This is a genomic window from Acidovorax sp. PRC11 (genome assembly GCF_031844105.1).
Taxonomy (GTDB): domain Bacteria; phylum Pseudomonadota; class Gammaproteobacteria; order Burkholderiales; family Burkholderiaceae_C; genus Paracidovorax.
Genome location: NZ_JAUZUQ010000017.1, coordinates 43,340 through 68,419 on the forward strand (window position 1 = coordinate 43,340; position 25,080 = coordinate 68,419).

Below are 25,080 nucleotides of genomic sequence, written 5' to 3' on the forward strand. Positions count from 1 at the left end.
AACGATATGGCTGCTAAAAAATCCTCCACGCCCAACCGCGGCTTCAAGGTCGCGGACCAGATCCAGCGCGATCTGACCGAGCTGATCCGCGAGTTGAAGGACCCGCGCATCGGCATGGTCACGCTGCAGGCCGTGGAAGTGACGCCCGACTACGCGCACGCGAAGGTGTTCTTCAGCGTGCTGGTGGGCGACGCCGACGCGACGCAGGAAGCGCTGAACCAGGCCTCGGGGTTCCTCCGCAACGGCCTCTTCAAGCGCCTGCACATCCACACCGTGCCGACGCTGCACTTCATGTTCGACCGCACCACCGAGCGTGCGTCGGACATGAACGCGCTGATCGCGCGTGCCGTGGCTTCCCGTTCCAAAGACGACGACGAAGCATGACCGCACGCGCTCCCCGCATCCGGGTGCAGCGGCGCCCGGTGCACGGAGTGCTGCTGCTCGACAAGCCCCTGGGCCTTTCCAGCAACGATGCGTTGCAGAAGGCCAAGTGGCTGCTGCGCGCCGAAAAGGCGGGCCACACCGGCACGCTCGATCCGCTGGCTTCCGGCGTGCTGCCGCTGTGCTTCGGCGCGGCCACCAAATTCAGCCAGTTGCAGCTCGATGCGCCCAAGACCTACGAGGCCGTCGCCCGGCTCGGCGTGACCACCACCACCGGCGATGCCGAGGGGGACGTGGTCGACCGCCGCGACGTGGACCCGGCCCGGCTCGCCCCCGAGCGGCTGGCAGCCGTGCAGCGGCAGTTCACCGGCCCGATCCGGCAGGTGCCGCCGATGCACAGTGCCCTCAAGAAGGACGGCAAGGCGCTCTACGAATACGCCCGCGCGGGCATCGCCGTGGAGCGCGAGGCGCGCGACGTGGTGATCCATGCGCTGCAACTCTCGCTGGCCGAAGATGCCGAGGGCCAGCCAGCGGTGCGCCTGCGCGTGACCTGCAGCAAGGGCACCTACATCCGCACGCTGGGCGAGGACGTGGGCGCCGCGCTCGGCTGCGGCGCGCACCTGACCTTCCTGCGGCGCGTCGACACGGGCGGGCTGGGCGTGGAGCGCTGCGTCACGCTCGCCGCGCTCGAAGCGATGGACGAGGCCGCGCGCATGGACTGCGTCCAGCCGGTGGAGACGCTGCTCGCAGGGCATGCGGCTGTCACGCTGGACCACGACAATACGGCGCGTTTCCTCTCCGGCGTGCGCCGCCGCGGGCCCTGGCCCGATGCGCCCGCCGTGGCGGTGTTCGGCGACGAACCCCGCGCCCTGCTGGGCGTCGGCCGCGTGGCGGCCGGCGAACTCATCCCCGAGCGCCTCCTGAGCCCCCAGGAGATCGCACAGATTCTGGAAAGCACGCCGCGGGCAGAGCGCGGCACATTGGAACCCACTCTATGAGCAAACAAATCCGCAACATCGCCATCATCGCGCACGTCGACCATGGCAAGACCACCATGGTGGACCAGCTGCTGCGCCAGTCCGGCACCTTCGCCGACCACGAAAAGGTCGTCGACACCGTGATGGACAACAACGCGATCGAAAAGGAACGCGGCATCACCATCCTGGCCAAGAACTGCGCCGTGAGCTGGGAAGGCACGCACATCAACATCGTCGACACCCCGGGCCACGCGGACTTCGGCGGCGAAGTGGAACGCGCCCTGTCGATGGTGGACAGCGTGGTGCTGCTGATCGACGCGCAGGAAGGCCCCATGCCCCAGACGCGCTTCGTGACCAAGAAGGCCCTGGCCCTCGGCCTGCGCCCCATCCTGGTGGTGAACAAGGTCGACAAGCCTGGCGCCAACCCCGACAAGGTCGTGAACGCCGCGTTCGACCTGTTCGACAAGCTGGGCGCGACCGACGAGCAGCTCGACTTCCCCGTGGTGTACGCCTCGGGCATCAACGGCTGGTCGTCGCTGGAAGAAGGCGCGCCGGGCGAGCAGTGGGGCCCCGACATGTCGGCCCTGTTCAACACCATCCTGAAGCACGTGCCCCCGAACTCGGGCGACCCGGAAGCGCCGCTGCAGCTGCAGATCTCGGCGCTCGACTTCTCCACCTTCGTGGGCCGCATCGGCGTGGGCCGCATCAGCCAGGGCACGCTCAAGCCCGGCCAGGACGTGCTGGTCATGGAAGGTCCGGACGGCAAGAGCGTCAAGGGCCGCGTCAACCAGGTGCTGACCTTCCAGGGCCTGGACCGCATGCAGACCCCGCTGGCCGGCCCCGGCGACATCGTGCTGATCAACGGCATCGAGGACATCGGCATCGGCGTGACCGTGACCGACCCGAACAACCCCGCGCCGCTGCCGATGCTGAAGGTGGACGAGCCCACGCTGACCATGAACTTCTGCGTGAACACCTCGCCGCTGGCGGGCCGTGAAGGCAAATTCGTGACCAGCCGCCAGCTGTGGGACCGCCTGCAGAAGGAACTGCAGCACAACGTGGCCCTGCGCGTGAAGGAAACCGACGAGGAAGGCATCTTCGAAGTGATGGGCCGGGGCGAACTGCACCTGACCATCCTGCTGGAGAACATGCGCCGCGAAGGCTACGAGCTGGCCGTCTCCAAGCCGCGCGTGGTGTTCAAGGACATCGACGGCGTGCGCCACGAGCCGATCGAACTGGTGACGGCCGACATCGAGGAAGGCCACCAGGGCGGCGTGATGCAGGCCCTCGGCGAGCGCAAGGGCGAGCTGGTCAACATGGAATCCGATGGCCGCGGCCGCGTGCGCCTGGAATACCGCATCCCGGCACGGGGCCTGATCGGCTTCACCAACGAATTCCTGAACCTGACGCGCGGCTCTGGCCTGATCTCCAACATCTTCGACAGCTACGAGCCGCACAAGGGCGACATCGGCGGCCGCAAGAACGGCGTGCTGATCTCCATGGACGACGGTGAAATCTTCACCTACGCCCTGGGCAAGCTGGACGACCGCGGCCGCATGTTCGTGAAGGCGAACGACCCGGTGTACGAAGGCATGATCGTCGGCATCCACAGCCGCGACAACGACCTCGTCGTGAACGCCACGCGCACCAAGCAGTTGACCAACTTCCGCGTGTCCGGCAAGGAAGACGCGATCAAGATCACGCCCCCGATCGACCTCACGCTGGAATACGGCGTGGAGTTCATCGAGGACGACGAGCTGGTCGAGATCACGCCCAAGAGCGTGCGCCTGCGCAAGCGCCACCTGACGGAAAACGAGCGCAAGCGCGCCAGCCGCGGCATGTGAACGGGGCCCCGGCCGGGGCTCTGGTTAGCACAGCCAATGACGCGCCCCACGGGGCGCGTTTTTCATTTCGGGGATGGCGATGGCGATGGCGATGTCGATGTCGATGTCGATGTCGATGTCGACGCGGCGCCGGCACCGGCCGGCTCGGCGCCGTCGTCGCGCCGCACGTCCACGCGCGCGATGCGGCGCCCCTGCACGGCCACCACTTCGAAGCGCAGGCCATGCAGCACGGCGGTGCGCCCGGGCGCGGGCAGTTCGCCGAAGGTCTCCAGCAGAAGACCGGCCAGCGTGCTCGCATCGTGCGCGCTGTGGGCGAGCCGCTCCACGCGCACGGCCCGCGCGAGCGTGTGCAGGTCCACCAGCCCGTCCGCCAGCCAGTGGTCCGGTGCCACGGGCTGCAGCAGCAGGTCTTCGCCCGCATCGGGGAATTCGCCGGCGATCGCCTCCAGCACGTCCATCGGCGTGACGAGGCCCAGGATCGTGCCGTACTCGTCGCTCACCAGCGCGAGGTGGTTGCGCGAGCGGCGCAGGTTCTCCATCAGCCGCAGGATGCTCACGGTCTCGGGAACGACGAGCGGGGCCTGCAGGCTCTTGCGGCGGTCGATGGTGCCGTGCGCAATCAGGTCGGCCATCAGGTCCTTGGCGCGGCCCACGCCGATCACCGCGTCCAGACCGCCGCGATCGCACACCGGGAACAGGCCGTGCGGCTGCGCCTGCAATTGGCGGTAGAGCGCGGACTTGTCCTGGCTGATGTCGATCCAGTCCACGTCGGCGCGCGGCGTCATGATCGAGAGCACGGAGCGGTCGGCGAGCGAGAGCACGCCCCGGACCATGCTGCGCTCCTCCTGCCGGAAGGCATGCAGCGCAGCTTCTCCACCGGGGGATGAGGGCGTGCCTCCGGAGGCGCCCGCGCCGCCGGCCTCCTGCCCGCCGAGCAGCCGCAGCACCGCGCGCGCGGTGCGTTCGCGCATCGGCAGCCGCGCGGCATGGCGCGCGATGTTGCGCAGCCGCCATTGGTTGAAGAACTCGATGAGGATCGAGAAGCCGATCGCGGCGTACAGGTACCCCTTGGGCAGGTGGAAGCCCATGCCTTCGGCCACGAGGCTGAAGCCGATCATCAGCAGGAAGCTCAGGCACAGCACCACCACCGTGGGGTGCCGGTTGACGAAGGCGGTGAGCGCGCGCGACGCCAGCATCATGAAGCCCATGGCGATCACCACCGCCGCCATCATCACCGGCAGGTGCTGCACCATGCCCACGGCGGTGATGATCGAGTCGAGAGAGAACACCGCGTCCAGCGCCACGATCTGCACCAGCACCACGCCGAAGGCGGCATGCTCGCGCTGCTTCGGCCCGGCCGTGTCCACGCCCTCCAGGCGTTCGTGCAGCTCGGTGGTGGCCTTCCACAGCAGGAACACGCCGCCGCCCAGCAGGATCATGTCCCGCCACGACAGCGACAGCCAGCCCCATTCGATGATGGGCGCTGTGAGCCGGATCAGGTGCGCCATCGCGGCCAGCAGGCACAGCCGCAGCACCAGCGCGAGCGACAGGCCGATCAGCCGCGCGCGGTCCCGCTGCTCCGGGGGCAGCTTGTCCGCGAGGATCGCGATGAAGACGAGGTTGTCGATGCCGAGGACGATCTCCAGCACCACCAGGGTGAGCAGGCCCGCCCAGGCCGACGGGTCGCTCAGCCATTCCATGGCGTGCTCCCGGGCAGGTGGGCGGCGGCGTCTGCAGGGCGCGCGCGGGCCGGGCCGCGTTCGCCTTCAGCGGACAGGGCGGCGGCGGAGGGAATCGGGCAATGCTGCGTTGCCACGGCGTCGAGGGGCATGCCGGGGCATTCTAGGCAGCGGCCCGCGCAGGTCCTGTAGGAGACCGGGCACACCGCGCGGCGTGCGGCACAATTTCGGGCACCGCTTTGACCAACAACAGGATGACGAAGGAGACTCGAATGGATGCAACGCAACGCGACGTGCTGGCCGAGGTGCGTGGGCAGGTGGGCTTCATCACGCTGAACCGCCCCCGCGCGCTGAACGCGCTGTCGCTGGGCATGGTGCGCGACCTCATGGAGGCGCTGCTGCGCTGGCAGGCCGATCCGGCCGTGCTGGCGGTGGCCATCCGCGGCACGAACAAGGAGGGTGACTTCGGCGCCTTCTGCGCGGGCGGCGACATCCGCTTCCTGCACCAGGCCGGCAGCACGGGCAACCCGCAGCTGGAGGACTTCTTCACCGAGGAATACGCGCTCAACCACCTGATACACGCCTTCGGCAAGCCCTACATCGCGTTCATGGACGGCATCGTCATGGGCGGGGGCATGGGCATCAGCCAGGGCGGCACGCTGCGCCTCGTCACCCCGCGCACCAAGATGGCCATGCCCGAGACCGCGATCGGACTGTTCCCGGACGTGGGCGGCGGCTACTTCCTCTCGCGCTGCCCCGGCCGCACCGGCGAATGGCTGGCGCTCACCGGCGACACGATCGGCGCGGGCGACGCGGTGGCGCTGGGCCTGGCGGACGGCTGCGTGCCGGCCGAGGCACAGGCAGGCCTCTGGGACGGCCTCGGCACGCGCAGCTTCGAGGACGGCGCCGCCATCGAACGCTGGGTCGCCACGCATTTCACCGAACCGCAGCCCGCCGCCACGGCCGACCGCGCGCGCATCGACGCCGCCTTCGGCGCAGCCGACGTGCCGGCCATCCTCGCCGCGCTGGAGGCCGACGGCAGCGACTGGGCGCGCGCCACGGCGGCCACGCTGCGCAAGCGCTCACCGCTGATGCTGCACGTGGTGCTGGAGCAGATCCGCCGCGCGCGCGGCATGGACCTGGCCGCCGACCTGCGCATGGAGCGCGACATGGTGCGGCACTGCTTCTACCTGCGGCCCGGCCAGAGCGAAACGGTGGAGGGCATCCGCGCCCTGGCCGTGGACAAGGACCACGCCCCGCGCTGGAACCCGGCGCGTATCGAGGACGTCACGCCCGCGATGTGGCAGCCGTTCTTCGACAGCCCCTGGCCCGCGCACGCGCATCCGCTCGCCGCGCTGCGCTGAATCAGAGCTGCGGGTGGACGGCCGCCGCGATGGCCAGCAGCGCCTCGCGGGGCAGCGGGCCGCTCAGCGCGTAGCCGAAGCCATCCTCCACCCAGTAGAAGCTGGGCACGGGCCCGTCGCCTTCGTAGCGGAACGCGGTTTCCGCCGCGGGCGTGGGGGCCGTTCTCCCGGACGCGCCCGCCGTGCCGGCGGCAGGCAGTGCGCCGAGGTACAGCGTCACCCGCTGCCCCGCGGCGTTCTGGTACATGAACTGCGCGCGCGCACCGCTGGTGCCGCCCGGGCCGGCATCGCCCGGCAGCAGGCGCCCGCCCACGAGTTCGTAGCCCTGCGGCTGCAGGTCCGGAATGTGCAGCGGCCGGCCCAGGCGCTTGGAGAGCCACTGCACGAGATGTTCCTGCTGGGCCGCGCCCACTTCCACCGGATGGCGCTGCTCGGGCTGGTAGACCGCATGCGCGGCGGCGGCCTGTAGCGCGAAACGCTGGGTGGGTGCGAGGGGTGGGGGGGCCGAGCGCGCCAGCGTGGCGGCGGCCGGATCGGCGGGGCGGACCGTGCCGTGCAGCGTCCATCCGAGCCCGAAGGCGAGCGCGAGCGAGGCCGCGAGGCCGGCCATGCGCCAGGCCTGGGCCGACCGCAGGCGGCGGCGTTCAAAGTCCCGCGCCGCCTGGGCGAGCGGCGGCGGAACGGGCGCCTCTTCCCAACCCGCATGCAGCCCGCGCAGCCGTTCGCGCTGGGCCTGCCAGGCGTGCACGCGCTCCCGTGCCGCAGGGTCGCCGGCCAGCCGCCGGCGCAGAGCCTGCGCTTCGTCGCCCGGCAGCCGGCCGTCCACCAGCGCATGCAGGCGGTCGTCGTCCAGGCCGGTGTCCGGATCTTTGGAAGGCGCGCCATGCAGGGCGCCGTCGGGAGGGGGGGTGCGCGGGGTGTTCATGGCCTGCGGTCCAGCGTCATTTCAGCCGCCGCAGCCGCGGCACCGCGGGCGGCGAGGTCGGCCGCGGCGCTGCCGCCTCCGGCACCGTGCCGGGCGTGCGGGCCTGCGGCTCCATGAGTTCGCGCAGCCGCTGCCGGGCGCGCGAGAGGCGCGACATCACCGTGCCCACCGGCACGCCCAGCACCTTGGCGGCGGCGGCGTAATCCATGTCTTCGAGCGTCACCAGCAGCAGCACCGCACGCTGGTCGGCGGGCAGGCGCTGGAGGCAGCGGTCCAGGTCCAGCGCGTCGTCGGTGCGCGCGGGCGGCGCCTGCAGATGGTCCTGCACGGCTTCCAGGTCGATCGGCGGCTGCGCCGGCACCGCGCGCATCTGGTTCAGGTACACCCGGTGCATGAGCGTGAACAGCCACGCGCGCAGGTGGGTGCCGGGGCGCCACAGCAGCCATTTGCGGCAGGCGCGCTCCAGCGTGTCCTGCACCAGATCGTCCGCCGCCCAGGCATTGCCCGTCAGCGCCCGCGCGTAGCGGCGCAGGCCCGGCAGGTGCGGCGTGATGTCGTCCATGGGGCGGTTACCTGGGGGGAGTCACCATGGCGAGGGTATGCCGACTGCGTTCATGGCGTCGTATACGGGTTCGCCATGCCAGCGAGAACAAGGCGCGCAGCCGCAGACAGTGCCATGGCACGGCAAGGCGAAGCAACGCAGTTATCGCTGGGATGGCGGACTCGTATCAGGGCTTGGCGGTGCGCCAGACCTGGTTCACGCCGTCGCCGGTGCGCTCGCCCGGCTGGGTGTCCTTCACCCAGTAGTAGAGCGGCTTGCCCTTGTAGGCCAGCTGGCGGGCGCCGTCGTCGCGTTCCACCACGGTGAAGTCTCCCGTGGGCGTGTCGCTGCCGGCCAGCAGGGGCGGCCAGTTCTTCGCGCAGGGGCCATTGCAGGCCGACTTGCCGCCGCCCGCCGGGTCGCGGTCGAAGGTGTAGAGGGTCATGCCGTTCGGGCCCACGAGGGCGCCGTTCTTCTCGGCGACGCCGCCGGGCATGCGGGACGACGACATGGAGGCGCAGCCGGCGAGTGCCAGTGCCAGGGCGGAGGCCGCGAAGAGGGTGGAGAGTCGGGTCATCGGTGTGTGCTCCTGTAGGCGCGGGTGGCGGCGACATGCCGGCCCCACGCAGGATAGAACACCGGGCGCGATCGGTTTATTCCGCACCGCCCGAAAATTTTTTGCGGCCGCTCAGCGGTGGCGGCTCTTCATGGCGCGCTCCACCTCGCGCTTGCCCTCGCGCTCCTTGATCGTGTCGCGCTTGTCGTGCTCGGCCTTGCCCTTGGCGAGCGCGATCTCGCACTTGGCGCGGCCGTTCGTCCAGTGCAGGTTGAGCGGCACCAGCGTGTAGCCCTTCTGCTCCACCTTGCCGATGAGCCGCAGGATCTCGTCCTTGTGCAGCAGCAGCTTCTTGGTGCGGGCCGCGTCCGGGCTCACGTGGGTGGAGGCCGTCTTGAGCGCGTTGATCTGGCAGCCGATCAGGTAGAGCTCGCCCTCGCGGATCACGACGTAGCCGTCGGTGAGCTGCACCTTGCCCTCGCGCAGCGCCTTCACCTCCCAGCCGTGCAGCACCATGCCCGCCTCGTGGCGTTCCTCGAAGAAGTAATTGAAGGCCGCCTTCTTGTTGTCGGCGATGCGTGACTGGGTGTCGGGTTTCTTGGCCATGGAGAATCAGATGCGGCACATGGAGGGGTTTGAAAGCCCTCCCTACAATCGAACGATCGTCCGTGCGCTTTCCGGGGATTCTAGTGTGCCGCCCTGCCGCGGCCCGCCATCCCCGTCCATCCATGAAAAACGTCAACAAGTCCGTCCTGATCTGGTACAGCCCCGAAGAGATGTTCGCCCTCGTCACCGACGTGGCGAAGTACCCGGAATTCCTGCCCTGGTGCGACAGCGCGCGGGTGCTGGAGCAGGACGAGCACGGCATGACCGCCGAGGTCGGCATCGCCTTCAGCGGCCTGCGCAAATCCTTCGTCACGCGCAACCAGCACGAGCCGGGCCGGCGCGTGCAGATGCGGCTCGTGAAGGGGCCGTTCTCGCAGCTCGACGGCGACTGGCGCTTCCATCCCGTGGGCGACGGCAGCCAGCGCGCCTGCAAGGTGGAGCTGCAGCTCAACTACGGATTCGACAACATCGCGCTCGCTGCCCTGGTGGGGCCGGTGTTCGACCGCATCGCGGGCAGCATGGTGGATGCGTTCATCCAGCGCGCGGAGCAGGTGTATGGGGAGTGACGGCGCGGGCCGCGTGGCGGTAACCGTCGCGTGGTCGCCCGCGCCGCGCGAGGTGCGCGAAGTCGCCCTGGAGCTGCCCGCGGGCGCCACGGTGCGCGACGCGCTGCGTGCCTGCGGCGGGCCGGTGGAGGATGGTGCGCCCTGCGGCATCTGGGGAAAGCCGGTGGAGCCTGGCCGCATCCTGCAGACGGGTGACCGCATCGAGTGGTACCGGCCGCTGCGGGTCGATCCCAAGAAGGCGCGGCGCGAGCGCTTCGCACGGCAGGGAGCGCGTGCGACGGGGCTGTTCGCCGCACGCCGTCCCGGCGCCAAGGCCGGGTACTGAAAGCGGCTAACACGACCCTTCTGGCGTCGTTGCCGCATCTTGTCGTACTCATCGTACTGCCTGCGATACGACGCCTGGCCAGAACCGCTTCGCTGGGCCGTGTCAGCCGCTCTGAGCACCGGGCAGGGCTGCCCGTTTCAGCGTGCGCAGTCGGATGCGATCGCCGCTTCGGCCCGGCGCAGCTCGGCGGCGCGGGTCGCGTCGTCCATGAACGCGCGCTCGCCCTGGGCGTTCACCTGGCTCACGAGCTGGCCCGAGGCCAGCATGGACTGCTGCTGCCGCGCGCGCTGGCAGTTCTCGGCGCGGGCCTTGGCGATGCGGTCGTCTTCCGCCTTCTTGCGCGCGGCCTCGGCGGCCTCCGCCTGGGCCTTGCGTTCCTGCAGCTCCTTGTCGGTGCCGGACAGCTGCGGCGCGCTCGCGGCGGAGGCGGGCGCCCCGGGGCGGGCCGCCACCGCGGCGCCGGGCTGCGTGCCGGCCACCGCATCGGCCGGCGCGGCCTGCGAGCGCGGCGCGGGCTGCAGGCTGCCGCCGGGCTGCTTCAGGATGTTCTTGGCGGGCACGTCGACCGGCGGAGGGCGGTCGCTGAACACCTTGCGCCCGTCCTTGTCGACCCATTGCCATTGCGCCGAAGCCGCCAGCGCCCAGGACGTGGCGCACACGAGCACGAGAAGTCGGTGGAGTGTCATGCGGCGAGTGTAGCTTCGGCCCTCCGGGCGCGCCATCGGCTGACGCCCCCGGGGAGCCCGGCCGGAGCAGAGGATGCGGCTCGGCGGGTACAATCGTTTTTTTGGAGCGAATCTCATGCGCCTTCTAGGAAAAGCGCTCACCTTCGACGATGTGTTGCTGGTGCCGGCGTACTCCCAGGTCCTCCCCAAGGACACGTCCCTCGCGACGCGACTCTCCCGCAATATCTCCCTGAACCTCCCGCTCGTGTCCGCTGCCATGGACACCGTGACCGAAGCGCGCCTGGCCATCGCCATCGCGCAGGAGGGCGGTATCGGCATCGTGCACAAGAACCTCACGGCGCAGGAGCAGGCGGCCCACGTCGCCAAGGTCAAGCGCTATGAGTCCGGCGTGGTGCGCGACCCGGTCGTCATCACCCCGGACCACACGGTGCTGCAGGTGCTGCAGATGTCCGAGCAGCTCGGCATCTCGGGCTTCCCCGTCTGCGACGCGGGCAAGGTGATCGGCATCGTCACGGGGCGCGACCTGCGCTTCGAGACCCGCTACGACGTCAAGGTGCGCGACATCATGACGCCGCGCGAGAAGCTCATCACGGTGAAGGAGGGCGCGACCGCCTCCGAGGCCAAGGCGCTGCTCAACAAGCACAAGCTCGAGCGCCTGCTCGTCATCAACGACGCGTTCGAGCTCAAGGGCCTGATTACCGTCAAGGACATCACCAAGCAGACCAGCTTCCCCAACGCGGCGCGCGACAGCAACGGCCGCCTGCGCGTGGGCGCGGCCGTCGGCGTGGGCGAGGGCACCGAGGAGCGCGTCGAGGCACTGGTCAAGGCCGGTGTCGACGCGATCGTGGTGGACACGGCCCACGGCCACAGCAAGGGCGTGATCGAGCGCGTGCGCTGGGTCAAGCAGAACTACCCGCAGGTGGACGTGATCGGCGGCAACATCGCCACCGGCGCCGCCGCACTGGCGCTGGTCGAGGCGGGAGCCGATGCGGTCAAGGTCGGCATCGGCCCGGGCTCCATCTGCACCACCCGCATCGTCGCGGGCGTGGGCGTGCCCCAGATCATGGCCATCGACAGCGTGGCCACGGCCCTGCGCGGCACGGGCGTGCCCCTGATCGCCGACGGCGGCATCCGCTATTCCGGTGACATCGCCAAGGCCCTGGCCGCCGGCGCCAGCACCATCATGATGGGCGGCATGTTCGCCGGCACCGAAGAGGCGCCCGGCGAAGTGATCCTGTTCCAGGGCCGCAGCTACAAGAGCTACCGCGGCATGGGCTCCATCGGCGCCATGCAGCAGGGCTCGGCCGACCGCTACTTCCAGGAATCGAGCACCGGCAACCCCAATGCCGACAAGCTGGTGCCCGAAGGCATCGAAGGCCGCGTGCCCTACAAGGGCTCGATGGTCTCCATCGTCTTCCAGATGGCGGGCGGCGTGCGTGCGGCCATGGGCTACTGCGGCTGCGCGACCATCGAAGAGATGAACAACAAGGCGGAGTTCGTCGAGATCACCACCGCCGGCATCCGCGAGAGCCACGTCCACGACGTGCAGATCACGAAGGAAGCGCCCAACTATCGCGCGGATTAGAAGGGTACATCCCCCTGAGGCGCTTCGCGCCTTCCCCCTTCTCTCGAACGGCTGCGCCGTTCGGGAAGGGGGACGCAGCCGGTACGGCGGGGCGGCCCTTGCACGGCTGCCCGCGCGTTGGGCCGCTGTGGCATTGTGTGCCATGACGAAATTGGCGCTTACGGACATTCTGGTCTGATTGTCATTTTCTGGTCGGTTTGGTAAAGTCTGGTCTGAATTCTTGTTCAGGCCAGACTTTTCTTTTTCCGGAAGCCTTTGCGCATGCAGACCGTCGGCATCTACGAAGCCAAGACCCGCTTTTCCGCGCTCATCGAGGCGGTGGAGCAGGGCGAGGAGGTGCGCATCACCCGGCACGGTAAAGAAGTGGTGCGCATGCTGCCGGTGCGGCGCCGGCCGGTGATCACCGACGAGCAGATCGCGCGCGAGCTGGGGCAGATCGATGCGCTGCATGCCAGCATCCGTGCCGCGACCGCGCACACGGCGGCGCCGGCCCTGCGCCGCAGCGGGCAGAGCACCGCCGCATGACCATGTCCACCACCGCCTTCGTGCTCGATGCCTCCGTGACCGCCGCCTGGCTGCTGCCCGATGCGGCCGGCGAACACACGCGGCGCCTCTATGCCCGCATCCGCCGCGACGAGGTCGAGCCGCAGGCACCCAACCTCTGGCAGTGGGAATGCGGCAACCTGATCGCGAGCGGCGTGCATGCCGGCCGCATTCCTACGGGGTCCGTCGAAGGCCTGTGGGCCGTGCTCGAGGCCATCCGCCACCGCGTGGAGCTGCACGAGCTGGCGCCCGCGCAGCACAAGGCCGTGCTCGACGTCGCGCTCGATACCGGCCTGCCCGTCTACGACGCCGCCTATCTCTGGCTGGCCCGCTCGCTGCGCCTGCCGCTCGCCACCTTCGATACCGCCCAGGCCGAGGCCGCCACGCGCACCGGCGTGGCGCTGCTCGATCTGTCCACGTTCTGAGTTCCTGCCGTTTTCTTACCGTCTTTTCCCGACCACCGTTTCGCACCCGATCGACCACCATGCAACACCAGAAGATCCTCATCCTCGACTTCGGCTCCCAGGTCACCCAGCTCATCGCGCGCCGCGTGCGCGAGGCCCACGTGTACTGCGAAGTGCATCCCTGCGACGTGACCGACGCCTGGGTGCGTGAATACGCCGCCGACGGTGCGCTCAAGGGCGTGATCCTGTCCGGCAGCCACGCCAGCGTGTATGAAGAAACCACCGACCGCGCGCCGCAGGCCGTGTTCGAGCTGGGCGTGCCGGTGCTGGGCATCTGCTACGGCATGCAGACCATGGCGCAGCAGCTCGGCGGCAAGGTCGAGGGCGGCCACAAGCGCGAATTCGGCTATGCGGAAGTGCGCGCCCACGGCCACACCGCGCTGCTGAAGGACATCGCCGACTTCACCACGGCCGAAGGCCACGGCATGCTCAAGGTCTGGATGAGCCACGGCGACAAGGTCGCCGAGATGCCGCCCGGCTTCAAGCTCATGGCCTCCACCCCCAGCTGCCCGATCGCCGGCATGGCCGACGAGGCGCGCCGCTTCTATGCCGTGCAGTTCCACCCCGAGGTGACGCACACCGTGCAGGGCCGCGCGCTGCTCGACCGCTTCGTGCTCGGCATCTGCGGCGTGCAGCCGGACTGGGTCATGAAGGACCACATCGCCGAAGCCGTCGAATCCATCCGCGCCCAGGTGGGCGACGAGGAAGTCATCCTCGGCCTCTCGGGCGGCGTCGATTCCAGCGTGGCCGCCGCGCTCATCCACCGCGCCATCGGCGACCAGCTCACCTGCGTGTTCGTCGACCACGGCCTGCTGCGCCTGAACGAAGGCGACATGGTGATGGACATGTTCGTGGGCAAGCTGCACGCCAAGGTCGTGCGCGTGGATGCGAGCGAACTCTTCCTGCGCGAACTGGCCGGCGTGAGCGACCCCGAGCAGAAGCGCAAGATCATCGGCCGCCTGTTCGTGGACGTCTTCAAGGCCGAGGCCGCCAAGCTCACGGCCTCAGGCGCATCGAAGAAGGAAAAGGGCGCCACCTACCTCGCCCAGGGCACCATCTACCCGGACGTGATCGAATCCGGCGGCGCCAAGAGCAAGAAGGCCGTCACCATCAAGAGCCACCACAACGTGGGCGGCCTGCCGGAGCAGTTGGGCCTCAAGCTGCTGGAGCCGCTGCGCGACCTGTTCAAGGACGAAGTGCGCGAACTCGGCGTGGCCCTCGGCCTGCCGCACGACATGGTCTACCGCCACCCCTTCCCGGGCCCGGGCCTGGGCGTGCGCATCCTGGGCGAAGTGAAGCAGGAATACGCCGACCTGCTGCGCCGCGCCGACGCGATCTTCATCGAGGAACTGCGCAACCACGTGGACCCCGAAACCGGCAAGACCTGGTACGACCTCACCAGCCAGGCCTTCACCGTCTTCCTGCCCGTCAAAAGCGTCGGCGTGATGGGCGACGGCCGCACGTACGACTACGTCGTCGCCCTGCGCGCCGTGCAGACCAGCGATTTCATGACCGCCGACTGGGCCGAGCTGCCGTACGCGCTGCTCAAGAAGGTGTCGGGACGGATCATCAACGAAGTGCGCGGGATCAACCGGGTGACGTACGACGTGTCGAGCAAGCCGCCGGCGACGATCGAGTGGGAGTAAATTTCTCCAGTTTCAGGACTTCCCATAGCGTTCCGGTTTTTCCGGGAAGCATAGTTCTGACAAGGGGTTAGCTTCTCACTCGGTGTCATGCCGTTTCACCGGTGCCCGACGCTTTGTCGGTACGGGTGACGGTACCGGTCACCTGATCCTCCAAATACCCAACTTGATACCGTCATCTGGTCTGACGGTATCAACTGACGGTATCACGTTGGAGGAAAAGATGATTACTGACAAGCAGTTACGGGCGCTGAAGGCATCTGACAAGGTCTACAAGGTCGCCGACCAGCAAGGGTTATACGTAACGGTTCTGCGAACGGGGAACATCAGCTTTCGATACGACTATCGGCTCAATGGACGCCGTGAAACCCTGGTGATCGGGCAGTACGATCCGGCGCTTGCGGCCAGGAAACCGCGTGAGATGGCGACGCTCGAGTACGGCATGCTCTTGTCGCTTGCCGAGGCGCGTTTGCTTCTGGCGAATGCACGGCGAACCATTGAGCAGGGCGAGAGCCCGTCTCGTGCGAAAGTGGAGAGGCGGGCGGAAGCCAATGAGGGGATGACGTTTGGCGGGTGGGCCGAAAAGTACTTCGCTGAAGCCAAGTTGGCAGAGTCAACCCGTGCGATGCGCAAGTCCGTCTACGACCGCAACCTAGCTAACGAGTTCGGCCGCCTCAAGTTGGAAGAGATCACGCCATCACGATTGATGGCGAGATGCGAAAAAATCAAAGAACGCGGTGCACCAGCGCCAGCCGTCCAGTCGCGAGACATAGTGCTGCAAATCTTCCGTTTCATTCAGGCGAGAGGGTTGAGGATCGAGAACCCCGCGGAAGCAATTCGTCCGAGCGCCATTGCTGCCTTCAAAGTCAGGGATCGGGCCCTATCGCCTGAAGAGATCCACAAGTACTTCAATGCGCTCGAGGAGGTCTCTTCGGCTGCGACCTTGCGCCTCGCAGTCAAGTTCATGTTGCTGACGATGGTGCGAAAGAGCGAGTTCACCCAGGCCAAGTGGGAAGAAGTCAATTTCGAAACGGGCGTATGGACGATTCCCAAGGAGCGGATGAAGGCGAGTCGACCCCACAACGTCTATCTCAGCCAGCAGGCCATCGACATCCTGGTGGCCTTCAAGACCTGCTACGGTGCTAGCCCCTACCTCCATCCTGGACGCTACGAGTCGGATTTCCCGATGAGCAATGGAACCTTGAACCGGCTCGTTGTCGCTGGCACCGAGGTGATCGTCGCTCGTGGTGAAGAGTTCGAGCCGTTTACGGTGCACGACCTTAGGCGGACCGCCAGTACCCTGCTGCATGAGGCGGGATACAACAGCGACTGGATCGAAAAGTGCCTTGCTCACGAGCAACGGGGCGTGCGCGCGGTTTACAACAAGGCGGAGTATGCCGAGCAGCGACGGGCGATGCTTCAGTCGTGGGCAGATATGGTGGATACCTGGATCGCGAATGGGCCCAGTCCTGTTCGGCCCATCAATCTGGGCTTGCCGCCGGAGACGCGCTTGGAGGAGTTTCAACTGCTGGGGCCAGCCCAGGCCGTGTGATCAGGACGCTGCGGAGCGCCGGCAAGCAGCATGGAACGTGCGGGAGGAGGTTGGTGCGAGCCTCCTTCTCACGCATCGTCCCGATTGTTCAGATCCCGTTGCGCCGCGATTGCTCAGTTGAACACCTCGACGCGGAGCAAGGACATAAAGCGAAATCTGGTGCCATAGGAAAGTCAGCCGGATACAGCGCCGTTGTCGGTGGCGCTCATTCCCCAACGCTTGAACGGCATCGGTTGGCCTCGTCAAATGGAGCTACCTCTCCATCTGATGAAGGACTGAGATGTTGACTGACAAGCAGTTGAAGATGCTGAAAGCGTCCAACAAGGTCTACAAGATCGCTGATCAGCAGGGACTATATGCCGCTGTTTTGCGCTCGGGAAACATAAGCTTTCGCTACGACTACAGACTTCACGGGCGCCGCGAGACGCTAGTCATTGGCCAGTACGACGCGGATCTGGGCGCCAAGCATCAGCGCGAATTGGAGCAACTCCATTTCGGCATGCCGTTGTCGCTTGCGGAGGCGAGATTGCTTTTGACACGGGCGCGACGATCCCTGGAGCAGGGAGAGAGTCCGTCCCGATCGAAGGTGGAGAAGCGGATCGAAGCCAGCGAGGCATTGACGTTCGGTAAGTGGGCAGAGAAGTACTTTGCCGAAGCAGGGCTGGCGGACTCCACTCGAGCAATGCGTAAGTCAGTCTACGACCGGAATCTCGCGACGGAGTTTGGCCGTTTGATGTTGGAAGAAATTACTCCCGTCCGGCTGATGGCAAGATGCGAGAAGATCAAGGAGAGAGGTGCGGCGGCGTCTGCGGTGCTGGCCCGCGAGATCGTGCTGCAGGTCTATCGTTTCATTCAGGCGAGAGGTTTGAAAATTGCCAACCCGGCAGAAGCAATCCGTCCGAGCGCGATTGCGACCTTCAGGGCGAGGGACAGGGCGCTGTCACCAGCCGAGATCCACACGTTCTTCAATGCTCTGGATGAGGTCGCTTCTGCCCCGACATTGCGCCTAGCCGTCAAGTTCTTGCTGCTGACGATGGTGCGCAAAAGTGAGTTCATCCAGGCCAAATGGGACGAGATTGACTTCGAATCGGGCATATGGACGATTCCGAAGGCGCGTATGAAAGCAGGCCGTCCACACAACATCTATCTCAGTCAGCAGGCGATGGGCATTCTGATGACACTCAAGGCTTGCTGCGCAGGGAGCTCCTATCTGCTTCCCGGACGCCATGAACGCGATTTCCCTATCAGTAACAGCGCGTTGAATCGCGTGCTGATGGTCGGCAGAGATGTGGTCCAGAAGCGGGGTGAGGGGATTGATCCCTTTACCGTACACGACCTCAGGCGTACGGCCAGCACATTGCTACATGAGGCAGGTTACAACACCGACTGGATAGAGAAGTGTCTCGCGCATGAGCAAAAAGGCGTCCGCGCGGTCTACAACAAAGCTGAATACGCGCAACAACGGCGAGGAATGCTGCAGGACTGGGCAGACATGGTGGAGTCCTGGATTCATGACGGCCCAAGCCCTGTATATGTCGGTGCTGGGCCTGGAGTCAGCAGAATAAGTGGCTTGATCAGCTCATCTGGACACGTAAGCCTCCGTGATGTGGCCGTGGTACCCCCCACTTCTTAGCGGTCGTCCTCGTGAGAGGGCATGCTCTCGCCCCACGGGTCTCACGGCGGCGTCGAGCTGAAATCCATTCTGCCTGCAGCGGCGCCAATGGAGTCTGGCTGCGCGTTTCGGCACCATGACGCCTGATTGCAGGTGCACATAGGGATCGGCCTTGTCGCTAGACAACCATGCGGCTGCTGGCGATCTGACTTTTCCCGAGCAGAGTCTGGATCTTCTGCAGCGCAGCACTGAGTTCGGCGTGGCTTCTTGCTCCACCGACGGAGATGCGAACGCCTGAGGGCAACTCGTCCTCTACGCCGAAGGCATTCGTTGCGGCGATGCGGACACCCATGTCTTCCAGGGCTTGGCTGAAGGCAGTTGGCCGCCATTGCGGCGGCAAGGGCAGCCACAGATGAATGCCACTCGGGTGCGCCTGGATGCTCCCTGGCAGAATCGAGCGCGCCAGAGCCTGCCGCGACCGGGCTTCGAGCTGGATTTCTCCCAGCAGCGACTTGGCGGTGCCGTTCACGATCCAGGTCTGGACCAGACCGGCGAGCAGTGCTGAGCAGCCCATGCTGGTCGCGGCGAAGCTCTCCAGCAGAGTGGTGGTGGCCTGACCGGACGGCGCTACTACGTAGGCTGCGCGCAGGCTCGGTGACAGGCATTTGGACAGCGAAGCCAGGTAGTACGAGCGCTCCCCTGATGTGCACGCCGAGATAGGCAGAGGTGCGTCGTTGAGCAAATGACGATACGGGTCATCCTCGATCAAGGTCACCTTCGACTTGCGCAGCACTGCTGCGATGTCCTGGCGCCGTGCAGTGGGCATGGTTGAGGCCGTGGGATTCTGGATCGTGGGATTCAGATAGAGCAGCCCCGCGCCCGTGTCCCGGCAACTGCGCTCCAGCGCGTCGGGAAGCATGCCGGAGGCGTCGCCTGGCACACCGATGATTTTGAGGCCCAGCGCCCTTGCTGCCCGTAGGAAGCCTGGATAGGTCAATGGGTCGCACAGCACGGCGTCGCCGCGCCGGGTGTGCGCCTGTAGCAGGTTGAAGATGGCTCCTTGCGTTCCGGCGCACATCAGCACTTGGCTTTGGCCCATGGCGTCCAGCATCGGGCCCAGCCAGGTCCGTGCCGCCTGCAAGGCTGTCGGCTCAAGCACTGGATGGTGGTAGCCGCTGACAGATTCCGCATCGTGCCGGGTCACTACCTCGGACATGCCCGCCTTGATGTGGTCAGCCAAGGCTCTATTGGCGGGCTGCGGCGGGATGTTCATGGCCAGGTCGACCATGCCCCGCTGTGAAGGATCGTAGGGTTCCGCGATGAAGGAGCCCCGTCCACCGAACGAAGCCAGCAGCCCTCGAACTCGCGCTTCGGCATAGGCGCGCGTCACGGTGGTCAGGTCAACACCGAGCTCGGTAGCCAGCCATCTTTGCGGCGGCACCTGATCGCCAGCCTTCAGTTCCCCGTTGCGCACGGCATGCGCGATCAGATCGGCAATCTGTAGGTATCTTGGCCCGCTGCCTGCAACGAGCGGCTTGAGCCAAGCGGGGCGCCGTTGCATGTCCGCTCCCTGGCTCACGGCCATGCCGCGTTCATGGGCTTGTCGATGTTTCATACGCTAGTGACTATAATACACATACACTTTTATTTTAACGCATACAAAATAAAAGTGTATGGATTTATTGTTCTCCCACTGAATGATCCACACCCGCCGCAGATGCGCTATGAGTCAATCACACATCCACCCGGCACCTGGCATGGGGACGCCTTTTCGGGCCCCGCAGACTGCCGATGCCTACACCGAAGTCATGGTGCCCGTTTATTCCCCGCTGGATGTTCTGGCGGTTCGAGCGCAGGGCGCGACGGTCTGGGACGCCGCAGGCAAGGAGTACATCGACCTGTCGGGTGGAATTGCCGTCAATGCCCTGGGCCATTGCCATCCCGCGCTGATTGAGGCGCTGACAGCCCAGGCCCATCGGCTCTGGCATATCTCCAACACCTACAAATCGGATTCCACGCTGCGCCTTGCCAGAGCGCTTATCCGGTTGACGTTTGCGGAGCGGGTGTTCTTTGCGAACTCTGGCGCGGAGGCGAACGAAGCGGCCTTCAAGCTCGCGCGCCGCTATGGCTTGCACCAGTCGCCGCGGAAATACGAAATCGTCGCGGCGCACAACAGCTTTCACGGCCGGTCGCTGTTCACCGTCAGCGTGGGCGGGCAGCCCAAGTACTCGAATGGTTTCGGCCCGGCCATCGAAGGGATCCGGCACGTGCCGTTCAACGACCTGGGCGCGTTGGAGCATGCCGTGTCGCAGAACACCTGCGCCGTGGTGCTGGAGCCCGTCCAGGGGGAAAGCGGTGTGCTTCCGGCCACGCGGGAATACCTCGCGTGCGCCCGTGCCCTGTGCGACCGCCACAATGCGCTGCTCATCTTCGATGAAGTGCAGACGGGGGTAGGGCGGCTGGGAACCCTGTTTGCCTATGAGCACTTCGGCGTGGTGCCGGATGTAATGACTATCGCAAAGGCCATCGGCTGCGGCATTCCGCTGTCGGCCATGCTGACGATGGACAAATTCGCCGAGCACCTGGGGCAGGGCACGCATGGAACCACATTTGGCGGCAACCCCTTGGCCTGCGCGGTGGGCGAGGCCGCGCTGCATGCGATCAGCCAGCCGGAATTGCTCTACGGCGTTCGGGAGCGCCATGACTACCTGGTCAGCAGACTGCGACAGATCGGTAAGCGCTACGGCGTTTTCGAGGAAGTCCGCGGCATCGGTCTGCTGATCGGCTGCGTGCTTGCCGAGCCTTGGCGTGGCAAGGCCAGAGAGGTTGCCAAAGCAGCGCTGGCGCACGGCGTCATGGTGCTGCAGGCAGGCCAGGACGTGATGCGGCTGGCACCTAGCCTCAACATTAGCTATCCCGAGATCGATGAAGGGCTCGCACGCCTTGAGGTCTTGGCCCAGGAGCTCAGTCACGAAGCGGTGATTTGCTAAGCCTGTCCCCGAACTCCCCACTTTCCATACCGACAACCCAGGAACCCGATATGCAGACCCCCCATCTCCCAATCTATATGGACTACAGCGCCACGACTCCGGTAGACCCGCGCGTCGTCGATGCCATGATTCCGTGGCTCCGGGACCACTACGGCAATCCCGCATCCAACACCCACGCCTGGGGTTGGGAGGCCGAGAAGGCCGTAGAGCGCGCCCGTGCGCACGTCGCCGCGCTGGTGGGCGCAGATCCGCGCGAAATAGTCTGGACTTCGGGCGCCACCGAATCAGACAACCTCGCCCTCAAAGGCGCAGCCCACTTCTACCAGGGCAAGGGCAAGCACCTCATTACGGTCAAGACCGAGCACAAAGCCGTTCTCGACACCATGCGCGAACTGGAGCGGCAGGGCTTTGATGTGACTTATCTCGACGTGAAGTCGGACGGCTTGATTGACCTCGAGACCTTCAAGGCGGCACTGCGCCCCGACACCATCCTGGCATCGGTGATGCTCGTGAACAATGAGATCGGCGTGATCCAGGACATTCCGGCCATCGGCGCCATCTGCCGGGAGCGCGGCATCGTCTTCCACGTCGATGCCGCCCAGGCCACGGGTAAGGTGGATATCGACCTCAAGACGTTGCCCGTGGATTTGATGAGCCTGGCGTCGCACAAGACCTATGGCCCCAAGGGCATCGGTGCGCTCTACATCCGGCGCAAGCCGCGCATCCGCATCGAGGCGCAGATGCATGGCGGCGGCCACGAGCGCGGCATGCGATCCGGCACTTTGCCCACGCACCAGATCGTCGGCATGGGCGAGGCATTCCGGCTCGCTGGCCTTGAGATGGGGACGGAGCGCGAGCGCGTTCGGATGTTGCAGCGCAAGCTGCTGAGTGGCTTGCAGGAGATCGAGCAGGTCACGATCAACGGCAACCTGGAGCATTCCGTTCCGCACTCGGTCAACGCATCGTTCAATTACGTCGAGGGCGAATCGTTGCTCATGGGCATCAAGGCCGTTGCGGTCTCGTCCGGATCGGCGTGCACTTCAGCCAGCCTGGAGCCCAGCTATGTGTTGCGCGCTTTGGGCCTGAGCGACGAGGTGGCGCACTCGAGCCTGCGGATCACCATTGGCCGCTTCACTCAGGAGCACGAGATTGATACGGCGGTGGCCGTCATCAAGCAGCACGTCGCCAAGCTGCGCGAGCTTTCGCCGCTGTGGGACATGTACAAGGACGGGATTGACCTCAGCACCATTCAATGGGCTGCGCATTGAGGCCGAGAGTGGAGAGCGCTATGAGAATTGCCTTCGTTGGTGCCGGAAACATGGCTTCCAGCCTGATAGCCGGAATGGTTGCCATGGGTATTGATGGAGGTCGCATATCAGCAAGCGCTCGGCGGCCTGAACAGCGAGAGCTGCTGAAATCGTGCTACGGGGTTGATGTTCACTCCAGCGCTGGGGAGTGCGCTGCCGGCGCAGACGTGGTGATCCTATCTGTCAAGCCGCAAGTGGCGCAGGTTACATGCCGGGAAATTGCACCGCATCTGTCCGACGATGCATTGATCCTCTCAATCATGGCAGGGATTCCTGTTTTGAACTTGCTGGCGTGGCTCAACTCTTCACGAACGTCTGCAAGGGCGATAGTCCGGTGTATGCCCAATACCCCAGCTTCAGTTGGCTTTGGGATGACGGCGTTGTACGCAAGTGCCGCCGTTAGTCCTTCTCAGAAGGAGTGCGCGTACAGCCTGATGTCCTCGGTGGGGCGGGCTATCTGGGTGGGCGATGAATGTCAGTTCGATGCGGTAACTGCTCTCTCGGGGAGCGGGCCAGCCTATGCATACTTGCTCATGGAGGCCATGGTTGAGGCAGGAAAGGAATTGGGGTTACCGTCTCAAGTCGCGGAGACCTTGACTCGGCAGACGATTCTCGGTGCCGCGCAATTGGCATCTGATCAAGGACGCGCCCTCCAGGAGCTTCGGCGACAAGTGACGTCGCCGCACGGAACTACCGAAGCCGCAGTCAACCTGCTTGAGGCGCAAGGCTTCAAATCGTTGGTTGGACGAGCAGTACGTGGTGCGGCACGCCGATCTGCAGAACTCCCGTTAGAGCTATAGCTGCTGGGTCCAGCGTCGACAGAGGGTAATCACTATGCGGCACGCCGCATACCTGGCTGCAGTCCATATGCCCTGTAGGGCCGATATACCTGAGGCACAGCATTGAGTCATTGTGCCGGCTTCCGCGTGTATCGAATTCGGCATCGATGGGGCGTAAAGAGGACTTGACAGTCGCTGCCATGAATATTGATTTCCAACTAGTATGCTGGTTATGGAACTTGTCGAAATCAATGGAAACCATTTAGAGGTTGAGCGCATTGGCGATTCTCCTGCCTCTGATCATCGGGCACCGCTTGTCTTTTTGCATGAGGGGTTGGGTTCCATCGCTCAGTGGGGCGATTGGCCGGCCAGCCTTTGCGCGGCGACTGGGCGGGAAGGCGTGGTGTATTCGCGGCGCGGCTACGGTGGCTCCAGCCCCGTGCCGGACGTGCGTGGCGCAGGGCGCCTTGGGCCCGACTACATGCATCGAGAAGCGTTGCAGGTGTTGCCTGCTCTGCTTGAGCGCATAGGTATCAGGCAACCGGTGCTGGTGGGCCACTCCGATGGCGGGACCATTGCACTCATCCATGCCGCACACCACCCTGTGTCAGCCTGCGTGGCACTGGCACCGCATGTGATGGTGGAAGACATTTCGGTCAGCGGCATCGAGGAAGCGCGACACGAATACGAACACGGCTCGCTGCGCGAGCGCCTGGCACGTCATCATGACGACGTGGACAGTGCCTTCTGGCAATGGAACGACGTGTGGCTTTCTCCTGCCTTCCGAGCCTTCGATATTCGCAAGGAACTCGGCGCCATCACAGCGCCCTTGTTGTGCATTCAAGGTGAGCAGGATCGATACGGCACGCTGGCCCAGATTCGCGATGTTCAGAGCGCTGTGCCTGCCGCTCTGCTGCTGGAAATCGCTGACTGTGGTCACTCCCCTCATCGTGATCAGCGGGACACGGTAAACGTGGCGATTGCGAATTTCTTGCGCGACGTGAACTGATAACGCCGGAGGGCTCAGGCTGGCTGCAGGTTTGCCGCAGAGAGCCCCCGATCAGGCGGAGGCGGGCCGAGTTTCCTCTACTCTGTATCGATCCGGTATTTGGCGACGGCCTCGCTTAGCTGGGCCGCGTCTCTGCTCATGAGTGCCTGGAATTCGCCAGGTGTGGAGGTTTGGGCGACCGCCCCGCTGATAAGCATCCCGCTGCGAACCTGTGGATCCGTCATTACCTTTCGCAGTGCGGCATTCAGCTTGGCGATCACTTCATCTGGCGTGCCAGCGGGAGCCAGCAGACCGAACCAAGCCTCGGAGACGTAGCCGGGAACGGCTGACTGAATGGTAGGAATGCTGGGAGCGATGGGGTGGCCGGGGCTGGCGCTCGCGATACCTAAAGCCCTCAATGTTCCTTGTTCCACCAGGCTCAGCATGTCGGCGGAAGGGGGCGTCAGCAGGATGTCGACTTCGCCGGTGCGCAACGCGAGCGCACCGTTGGATTGACCTTTGTAAGGAATGTGCTGCAGCTTGATTCGCGCGGCGTCGCCAAGACGCGCGGTTTCAATATGAGTGAGTGAAGCAGTGCCTGACGAGGCGTAGCGCAGTCCGTTGGGTTGTTCGCGGGCATAGTGCAGGAAGTCAGCGAGGTTCTTTGCGGGGAAGTCCGACTTCACCAAAAGAACCATGGGAGATGTCGTCAAGGTGCTGACTGGCTTGAAGTCCTTGAGCAGGTTGTAGCCAGCGCGCTTGTTCACGATGGGAGTGATGAGCAGGCCGTTGTTTGCGTGCAGGAGGGTGTACCCGTCCGGCTTCGCGCGCGCGACGCTCACGGCAGCGATTGCACCCGATGCGCCCGGCTTGTTTTCAACGATGACGGGCTGGCCAAGTGACTCGGACAGTGCCGTTTGGATCTTGCGAACCTGGATGTCACTGCCGCCGGCGGGATATGGAACCACGATGGTGATCGGCCGAGAGGGGTAGGGCTCGCTCGCGTTGGCGCTACCCAATCCGGCGGCGGCGAATACTGCGAGGGCGGTGAGCAATGAGAGAGGATTCATGGTTGTCTCCGGGTGTCAACAAGCGCAAATGGGATGAAGGTCTATGCAACACAGTGCGCGCTCCATGTGTACGTGCGGGGGCGCTACACAGATTCGG

General features: G+C 65.6%; 24 protein-coding genes. 16 read left to right on the plus strand and 8 right to left on the minus strand.

What is annotated here, in order from left to right:
* Window positions 1–6 precede the first annotated feature (6 nt).
* Genes rbfA through typA form a run of 3 tightly spaced genes read left to right on the plus strand, consistent with a single transcriptional unit; the run spans window position 7 to window position 3,202 of the window.
* The gene (gene rbfA, locus Q9R47_RS18095; protein WP_311234569.1) at window positions 7–384 is read left to right on the plus strand and encodes a 30S ribosome-binding factor RbfA; all 378 of its coding nucleotides are present in this window, start codon (window positions 7–9) and stop codon (window positions 382–384) included.
* On the plus strand, window positions 381–1,379 hold the full coding sequence (gene truB, locus Q9R47_RS18100; RefSeq protein ID WP_311234570.1) for a tRNA pseudouridine(55) synthase TruB: 999 nt from the start codon (window positions 381–383) through the stop codon (window positions 1,377–1,379). Before rbfA ends, truB begins: the two co-directional genes overlap by 4 nt.
* The gene (gene typA / locus Q9R47_RS18105) at window positions 1,376–3,202 is read left to right on the plus strand and encodes a translational GTPase TypA (RefSeq protein WP_311234571.1); all 1,827 of its coding nucleotides are present in this window, start codon (window positions 1,376–1,378) and stop codon (window positions 3,200–3,202) included. The genes truB and typA overlap by 4 nt, the downstream gene beginning before the upstream one ends.
* A gap of 62 nt (window positions 3,203–3,264) precedes the next feature.
* On the opposite strand, the gene Q9R47_RS18110 is transcribed toward typA, so the two are convergent.
* Window positions 3,265–4,902: a TerC family protein gene (locus tag Q9R47_RS18110; protein WP_311234572.1), complete on the minus strand. Its 1,638-nt coding sequence runs from the start codon at window positions 4,900–4,902 to the stop codon at window positions 3,265–3,267.
* Window positions 4,903–5,153: 251 nt separating this feature from the next.
* Here Q9R47_RS18110 and Q9R47_RS18115 point away from each other — a divergent pair, with 251 nt between their 5' ends.
* Window positions 5,154–6,245 (plus strand): enoyl-CoA hydratase/isomerase family protein, encoded by a 1,092-nt coding sequence (locus tag Q9R47_RS18115; protein ID WP_311234573.1) that lies wholly within the window; start codon window positions 5,154–5,156, stop codon window positions 6,243–6,245.
* A 1-nt stretch (window position 6,246) separates the two neighbouring features.
* On the opposite strand, the gene Q9R47_RS18120 is transcribed toward Q9R47_RS18115, so the two are convergent.
* From Q9R47_RS18120 to smpB, 4 genes are all read right to left on the minus strand, one after another.
* Window positions 6,247–7,170, minus strand: a complete 924-nt coding sequence (locus Q9R47_RS18120) for an anti-sigma factor (protein WP_311234574.1) — start codon at window positions 7,168–7,170, stop codon at window positions 6,247–6,249.
* 16 nt (window positions 7,171–7,186) lie between these two features.
* Window positions 7,187–7,732, minus strand: a complete 546-nt coding sequence (locus Q9R47_RS18125) for an RNA polymerase sigma factor (RefSeq protein WP_311234575.1) — start codon at window positions 7,730–7,732, stop codon at window positions 7,187–7,189.
* Between the two features lie 166 nt (window positions 7,733–7,898).
* Window positions 7,899–8,288 carry a hypothetical protein gene (locus Q9R47_RS18130; RefSeq protein WP_311234576.1) on the minus strand — a complete coding sequence of 130 codons (390 nt, stop codon included), beginning with the start codon at window positions 8,286–8,288 and terminating at the stop codon, window positions 7,899–7,901.
* A gap of 111 nt (window positions 8,289–8,399) precedes the next feature.
* On the minus strand, window positions 8,400–8,873 hold the full coding sequence (gene smpB, locus Q9R47_RS18135; RefSeq protein WP_311234577.1) for an SsrA-binding protein SmpB: 474 nt from the start codon (window positions 8,871–8,873) through the stop codon (window positions 8,400–8,402).
* A gap of 122 nt (window positions 8,874–8,995) precedes the next feature.
* On the opposite strand from smpB, the gene Q9R47_RS18140 reads away from it, so the two are divergent.
* Both Q9R47_RS18140 and Q9R47_RS18145 read left to right on the plus strand, forming a co-directional pair.
* Window positions 8,996–9,439 (plus strand): type II toxin-antitoxin system RatA family toxin, encoded by a 444-nt coding sequence (locus Q9R47_RS18140; RefSeq protein WP_311234578.1) that lies wholly within the window; start codon window positions 8,996–8,998, stop codon window positions 9,437–9,439.
* On the plus strand, window positions 9,429–9,764 hold the full coding sequence (locus tag Q9R47_RS18145) for an RnfH family protein (RefSeq protein WP_311234579.1): 336 nt from the start codon (window positions 9,429–9,431) through the stop codon (window positions 9,762–9,764). The genes Q9R47_RS18140 and Q9R47_RS18145 overlap by 11 nt, the downstream gene beginning before the upstream one ends.
* A 137-nt stretch (window positions 9,765–9,901) precedes the next feature.
* Here Q9R47_RS18145 and Q9R47_RS18150 read toward each other — a convergent pair whose 3' ends face one another.
* Entirely contained in the window at window positions 9,902–10,450 is a 549-nt protein-coding gene (locus Q9R47_RS18150) for a DUF4124 domain-containing protein (protein ID WP_311234580.1), read from the minus strand.
* Between the two features lie 115 nt (window positions 10,451–10,565).
* On the opposite strand from Q9R47_RS18150, the gene guaB reads away from it, so the two are divergent.
* From guaB to Q9R47_RS18180, 6 genes are all read left to right on the plus strand, one after another.
* Window positions 10,566–12,035, plus strand: a complete 1,470-nt coding sequence (guaB, locus tag Q9R47_RS18155; RefSeq protein ID WP_311234581.1) for an IMP dehydrogenase — start codon at window positions 10,566–10,568, stop codon at window positions 12,033–12,035.
* Between the two features lie 261 nt (window positions 12,036–12,296).
* The gene (locus Q9R47_RS18160) at window positions 12,297–12,560 is read left to right on the plus strand and encodes a type II toxin-antitoxin system prevent-host-death family antitoxin (RefSeq protein WP_311234582.1); all 264 of its coding nucleotides are present in this window, start codon (window positions 12,297–12,299) and stop codon (window positions 12,558–12,560) included.
* A gap of 2 nt (window positions 12,561–12,562) precedes the next feature.
* On the plus strand, window positions 12,563–13,003 hold the full coding sequence (locus Q9R47_RS18165) for a type II toxin-antitoxin system VapC family toxin (RefSeq protein ID WP_311234583.1): 441 nt from the start codon (window positions 12,563–12,565) through the stop codon (window positions 13,001–13,003).
* Window positions 13,004–13,062: 59 nt separating this feature from the next.
* A complete protein-coding gene (gene guaA / locus Q9R47_RS18170) occupies window positions 13,063–14,688 on the plus strand; it encodes a glutamine-hydrolyzing GMP synthase (RefSeq protein ID WP_311234584.1) in 1,626 nt (541 codons plus the stop codon).
* Window positions 14,689–14,908: 220 nt separating this feature from the next.
* Window positions 14,909–16,237, plus strand: coding sequence for a tyrosine-type recombinase/integrase (locus Q9R47_RS18175; RefSeq protein WP_311234585.1), 1,329 nt, complete (start codon window positions 14,909–14,911; stop codon window positions 16,235–16,237).
* A 280-nt stretch (window positions 16,238–16,517) separates the two neighbouring features.
* The gene (locus Q9R47_RS18180; RefSeq protein ID WP_311234586.1) at window positions 16,518–17,870 is read left to right on the plus strand and encodes a tyrosine-type recombinase/integrase; all 1,353 of its coding nucleotides are present in this window, start codon (window positions 16,518–16,520) and stop codon (window positions 17,868–17,870) included.
* Window positions 17,871–18,027: 157 nt separating this feature from the next.
* Here the strand turns inward: Q9R47_RS18180 and Q9R47_RS18185 are convergent, their stop codons facing one another.
* Window positions 18,028–19,434 carry a PLP-dependent aminotransferase family protein gene (locus tag Q9R47_RS18185; RefSeq protein WP_311234587.1) on the minus strand — a complete coding sequence of 469 codons (1,407 nt, stop codon included), beginning with the start codon at window positions 19,432–19,434 and terminating at the stop codon, window positions 18,028–18,030.
* A 139-nt stretch (window positions 19,435–19,573) separates the two neighbouring features.
* On the opposite strand from Q9R47_RS18185, the gene Q9R47_RS18190 reads away from it, so the two are divergent.
* The 4 genes from Q9R47_RS18190 to Q9R47_RS18200 all read left to right on the plus strand — a co-directional run bounded on the left by Q9R47_RS18190 (window position 19,574) and on the right by Q9R47_RS18200 (window position 23,934).
* Entirely contained in the window at window positions 19,574–20,839 is a 1,266-nt protein-coding gene (locus Q9R47_RS18190; RefSeq protein WP_311234588.1) for an acetylornithine/succinyldiaminopimelate transaminase, read from the plus strand.
* Window positions 20,840–20,889: 50 nt separating this feature from the next.
* Window positions 20,890–22,107, plus strand: coding sequence for an IscS subfamily cysteine desulfurase (locus Q9R47_RS18195; protein ID WP_311234589.1), 1,218 nt, complete (start codon window positions 20,890–20,892; stop codon window positions 22,105–22,107).
* 20 nt (window positions 22,108–22,127) lie between these two features.
* Window positions 22,128–22,946 carry a pyrroline-5-carboxylate reductase gene (proC, locus tag Q9R47_RS24340; RefSeq protein WP_180551558.1) on the plus strand — a complete coding sequence of 273 codons (819 nt, stop codon included), beginning with the start codon at window positions 22,128–22,130 and terminating at the stop codon, window positions 22,944–22,946.
* Window positions 22,947–23,157: 211 nt separating this feature from the next.
* The gene (locus Q9R47_RS18200) at window positions 23,158–23,934 is read left to right on the plus strand and encodes an alpha/beta hydrolase (protein ID WP_311234590.1); all 777 of its coding nucleotides are present in this window, start codon (window positions 23,158–23,160) and stop codon (window positions 23,932–23,934) included.
* 77 nt (window positions 23,935–24,011) lie between these two features.
* Here the strand turns inward: Q9R47_RS18200 and Q9R47_RS18205 are convergent, their stop codons facing one another.
* Window positions 24,012–24,983 carry a tripartite tricarboxylate transporter substrate binding protein gene (locus Q9R47_RS18205; protein WP_180551557.1) on the minus strand — a complete coding sequence of 324 codons (972 nt, stop codon included), beginning with the start codon at window positions 24,981–24,983 and terminating at the stop codon, window positions 24,012–24,014.
* Window positions 24,984–25,080: the final 97 nt, after the last annotated feature.

What these genes read in the sequence shown, in the direction of transcription:
- rbfA (WP_311234569.1), top strand. Translation starts at nt 7, where the DNA reads ATGGCTGCTAAAAAATCCTCCACGCCCAACCGCGGCTTCAAGGTCGCG.
- truB (WP_311234570.1), top strand. Translation starts at nt 381, where the DNA reads ATGACCGCACGCGCTCCCCGCATCCGGGTGCAGCGGCGCCCGGTGCAC.
- typA (WP_311234571.1), top strand. Translation starts at nt 1,376, where the DNA reads ATGAGCAAACAAATCCGCAACATCGCCATCATCGCGCACGTCGACCAT.
- Q9R47_RS18110 (WP_311234572.1), bottom strand. Translation starts at nt 4,902, where the DNA reads ATGGAATGGCTGAGCGACCCGTCGGCCTGGGCGGGCCTGCTCACCCTG.
- Q9R47_RS18115 (WP_311234573.1), top strand. Translation starts at nt 5,154, where the DNA reads ATGGATGCAACGCAACGCGACGTGCTGGCCGAGGTGCGTGGGCAGGTG.
- Q9R47_RS18120 (WP_311234574.1), bottom strand. Translation starts at nt 7,170, where the DNA reads ATGAACACCCCGCGCACCCCCCCTCCCGACGGCGCCCTGCATGGCGCG.
- Q9R47_RS18125 (WP_311234575.1), bottom strand. Translation starts at nt 7,732, where the DNA reads ATGGACGACATCACGCCGCACCTGCCGGGCCTGCGCCGCTACGCGCGG.
- Q9R47_RS18130 (WP_311234576.1), bottom strand. Translation starts at nt 8,288, where the DNA reads ATGACCCGACTCTCCACCCTCTTCGCGGCCTCCGCCCTGGCACTGGCA.
- smpB (WP_311234577.1), bottom strand. Translation starts at nt 8,873, where the DNA reads ATGGCCAAGAAACCCGACACCCAGTCACGCATCGCCGACAACAAGAAG.
- Q9R47_RS18140 (WP_311234578.1), top strand. Translation starts at nt 8,996, where the DNA reads ATGAAAAACGTCAACAAGTCCGTCCTGATCTGGTACAGCCCCGAAGAG.
- Q9R47_RS18145 (WP_311234579.1), top strand. Translation starts at nt 9,429, where the DNA reads ATGGGGAGTGACGGCGCGGGCCGCGTGGCGGTAACCGTCGCGTGGTCG.
- Q9R47_RS18150 (WP_311234580.1), bottom strand. Translation starts at nt 10,450, where the DNA reads ATGACACTCCACCGACTTCTCGTGCTCGTGTGCGCCACGTCCTGGGCG.
- guaB (WP_311234581.1), top strand. Translation starts at nt 10,566, where the DNA reads ATGCGCCTTCTAGGAAAAGCGCTCACCTTCGACGATGTGTTGCTGGTG.
- Q9R47_RS18160 (WP_311234582.1), top strand. Translation starts at nt 12,297, where the DNA reads ATGCAGACCGTCGGCATCTACGAAGCCAAGACCCGCTTTTCCGCGCTC.
- Q9R47_RS18165 (WP_311234583.1), top strand. Translation starts at nt 12,563, where the DNA reads ATGTCCACCACCGCCTTCGTGCTCGATGCCTCCGTGACCGCCGCCTGG.
- guaA (WP_311234584.1), top strand. Translation starts at nt 13,063, where the DNA reads ATGCAACACCAGAAGATCCTCATCCTCGACTTCGGCTCCCAGGTCACC.
- Q9R47_RS18175 (WP_311234585.1), top strand. Translation starts at nt 14,909, where the DNA reads ATGATTACTGACAAGCAGTTACGGGCGCTGAAGGCATCTGACAAGGTC.
- Q9R47_RS18180 (WP_311234586.1), top strand. Translation starts at nt 16,518, where the DNA reads ATGTTGACTGACAAGCAGTTGAAGATGCTGAAAGCGTCCAACAAGGTC.
- Q9R47_RS18185 (WP_311234587.1), bottom strand. Translation starts at nt 19,434, where the DNA reads ATGGCCGTGAGCCAGGGAGCGGACATGCAACGGCGCCCCGCTTGGCTC.
- Q9R47_RS18190 (WP_311234588.1), top strand. Translation starts at nt 19,574, where the DNA reads ATGAGTCAATCACACATCCACCCGGCACCTGGCATGGGGACGCCTTTT.
- Q9R47_RS18195 (WP_311234589.1), top strand. Translation starts at nt 20,890, where the DNA reads ATGCAGACCCCCCATCTCCCAATCTATATGGACTACAGCGCCACGACT.
- proC (WP_180551558.1), top strand. Translation starts at nt 22,128, where the DNA reads ATGAGAATTGCCTTCGTTGGTGCCGGAAACATGGCTTCCAGCCTGATA.
- Q9R47_RS18200 (WP_311234590.1), top strand. Translation starts at nt 23,158, where the DNA reads ATGGAACTTGTCGAAATCAATGGAAACCATTTAGAGGTTGAGCGCATT.
- Q9R47_RS18205 (WP_180551557.1), bottom strand. Translation starts at nt 24,983, where the DNA reads ATGAATCCTCTCTCATTGCTCACCGCCCTCGCAGTATTCGCCGCCGCC.